The following is a 2,802-nucleotide window of genomic DNA, read 5'->3' as shown; positions in this document are numbered from 1 at the left end:
CGGGCACTGAAAACTGAATAAAGAAGAAACAGAGTAAAAGCAAGTTGAGCAAGGCCCAACCAAGAATTTATGGTCAAGCCCTCGACCGATTAGTACTGCCAAGCTCAATGCATTACTACACTTACACACGCAGCCTATCAACCTTGTAGTCTTCAAGGGGTCTTACTAGCTTACGCTATGGGATATCTTATCTTGGAGTCGGCTTCACGCTTAGATGCTTTCAGCGTTTATCCGATCCGCACTTAGCTGCCCAGCTGTGCTCCTGGCGGAACAACTGGTGCGCCAGAGGTGCGTCCATCCCGGTCCTCTCGTACTAAGGACAGCTCTCCTCAAATATCCTGCGCCCACGACAGATAGGGACCGAACTGTCTCACGACGTTCTGAACCCAGCTCGCGTACCACTTTAATCGGCGAACAGCCGAACCCTTGGGACCGAATACAGCCCCAGGATGTGATGAGCCGACATCGAGGTGCCAAACCTCCCCGTCGATGTGGACTCTTGGGGGAGATCAGCCTGTTATCCCCAGGGTAGCTTTTATCCGTTGAGCGACGGCAATTCCACTCTCATACCGCCGGATCACTAACTCCAACTTTCGTTACTGCTCGGATTGTCATCCTCGCAGTTAGGCTAGCTTACGCGTTTACACTCTAAGGCACGGTTTCCGTCCGTGCTGAGCTAACCTTTGAGCGCCTCCGTTACCTTTTAGGAGGCGACCGCCCCAGTCAAACTGCCCGCCTAACAATGTCCCCCGGCCGGATTCACGGCCGCAGGTTAGAATTTCAACCACTTAAGAGCGGTATCCCAAGGTTGACTCCGCCGCGGCTGGCGCCACGGTTTCCTAGTCTCCCGCCTATCCTGTACATAAATGATCAAAACCCAATATTAAGCTGCAGTAAAGCTCCATGGGGTCTTTCCGTCTTGTCGCGGGTAACCGGCATCTTCACCGGTACTACAATTTCGCCGGGCGGGTAATTGAGACAGTGCCCAGATCATTACACCATTCGTGCGGGTCGGAACTTACCCGACAAGGAATTTCGCTACCTTAGGACCGTTATAGTTACGGCCGCCGTTTACTGGGGCTTCAATTCAATGCTTGCACATCTCCTCTTAACCTTCCAGCACCGGGCAGGTGTCAGCTCCTATACTTCATCTTTCGATTTGGCAGAAACCTGTGTTTTTGCTAAACAGTTGCCTGGGCCTATTCTCTGCGGCCACATTGCTGTGGCACCCCTTTTCCCTAAGTTACGGGGTCAATTTGCCGAGTTCCTTAACTACCCTTCTCCCGTTGGCCTTAGAATTCTCTTCCTGTCTACCTGTGTCGGTTTGCGGTACGGGCGCCTCAGATATACATAAGACTTTTCTCGCCCTCGTCCAAGCATACTTCCCTACTCTAATTTCGGTCCCTTTCGCCCAGGTCAACCAACGCCTGGGTTATGCCCTTTCAAGGTGTCCTCTTACTTAAATCTTTTGGCGGCTACGGAATGTCAACCGTATGTGCATCGGCTACGCCTTTCGGCCTCACCTTAGCTCCCGGCTTACTTGGAGCGGACGAACCTTCCTCCAAAAACCTTAGACTTTCGGCCAATATGATTCTCACATATTTCTCGCTACTCATTCCGGCATTCTCACTTGTGTAAAGTCCACCAGCGCTCACGCTCTGACTTCACCCCTTACACAACGCTCTCCTACCATATTCTGCCGCTCTCCTCAGATTTAAGCGGGCATACGTCTTAGCCAAAGGTAATTTAACGCTGCAATTTCTATCTTTCACAGCATCTTTACTTCTTCAACTAACGTTTCCCTTAGGCTGTCTTTGGAATTCTTCAACGCCTTGCAGCGTAAATTCCCGTCAACCTTTCTTAAATACAAGGAGAGCAGCAGAACATCCCAAGCTTCGGTATACGATTTAGCCCCGTTAAATTTTCGGCGCAGGGGCACTCGACCAGTGAGCTATTACGCACTCTTTTAATGAATGGCTGCTTCTAAGCCAACATCCTGGTTGTCTGTGCACCCCCACATCCTTCTCCACTTAACCGTATTTAGGGACCTTAGCTGTGGGTCTGGGCTCTTTCCCTTTTGACAATGAAACTTATCTCACACTGTCTGACTCCCGTACATCAATTATCTGGCATTCTGAGTTTGATAGGGTTCAGTAACCTTTCGGCCCCTAGCCCATTCAGTGCTTTACCTCCAGTAATCTAATACGAGGCTAGCCCTAAAGCTATTTCGGAGAGAACCAGCTATCTCCGGGTTCGATTGGAATTTCTCCGCTACCCACACCTCATCCGCTACTATTTCAACAGGAGTCGGTTCGGTCCTCCATGGAGTTTTACCTCCACTTCAACCTGGACATGGGTAGGTCACCCGGTTTCGGGTCGAATACAACTGACTTCACGCGCCCGTTTCAGACTCGCTTTCGCTACGGCTCCAGACCTTAAGTCCTTAACCTTGCCAGTTATACTCACTCGCCGGACCATTCTACAATAGGTACCCGATCACCCATTGACGGGCTCTCGGTGCTTGTAAGCACAAGGTTTCAGGTTCTATTTCACTCCCCTCCCGGGGTTCTTTTCACCTTTCCTTCACAGTACTTTTCGCTATCGGTCACTGAGTAGTATTTAGGCTTGGAGGGTGGTCCCCCCATATTCCCACCGGGTTTCACGTGTCCGGCGGTACTCTGGATACAGCTAGCCGACTCGGAATTTCGCATACGTGACTTTCACACTGTTTCGTTGGCCTTCCCATGCCATTCTGCTATCCCTTGTCGTACATGTTGCTGTCCGAACCCCGGGGGTATTGCT

At 50.9% G+C, this 2,802-nt stretch carries 1 rRNA gene; it reads right to left on the bottom strand.

From position 1 onward, the window contains the following. Positions 1 to 69 precede the first annotated feature (69 nt). Positions 70 to 2,802: ribosomal RNA gene (locus G340_RS0116175) — 23S ribosomal RNA — on the bottom strand; the annotation flags it as partial.

Source organism: Faecalispora sporosphaeroides DSM 1294, assembly GCA_000383295.1.
In the GTDB taxonomy this organism is placed as follows: Bacteria; Bacillota; Clostridia; order Oscillospirales; family Acutalibacteraceae; genus Faecalispora; species Faecalispora sporosphaeroides.
This window is presented reverse-complemented; position numbering and strand designations above follow the sequence as displayed.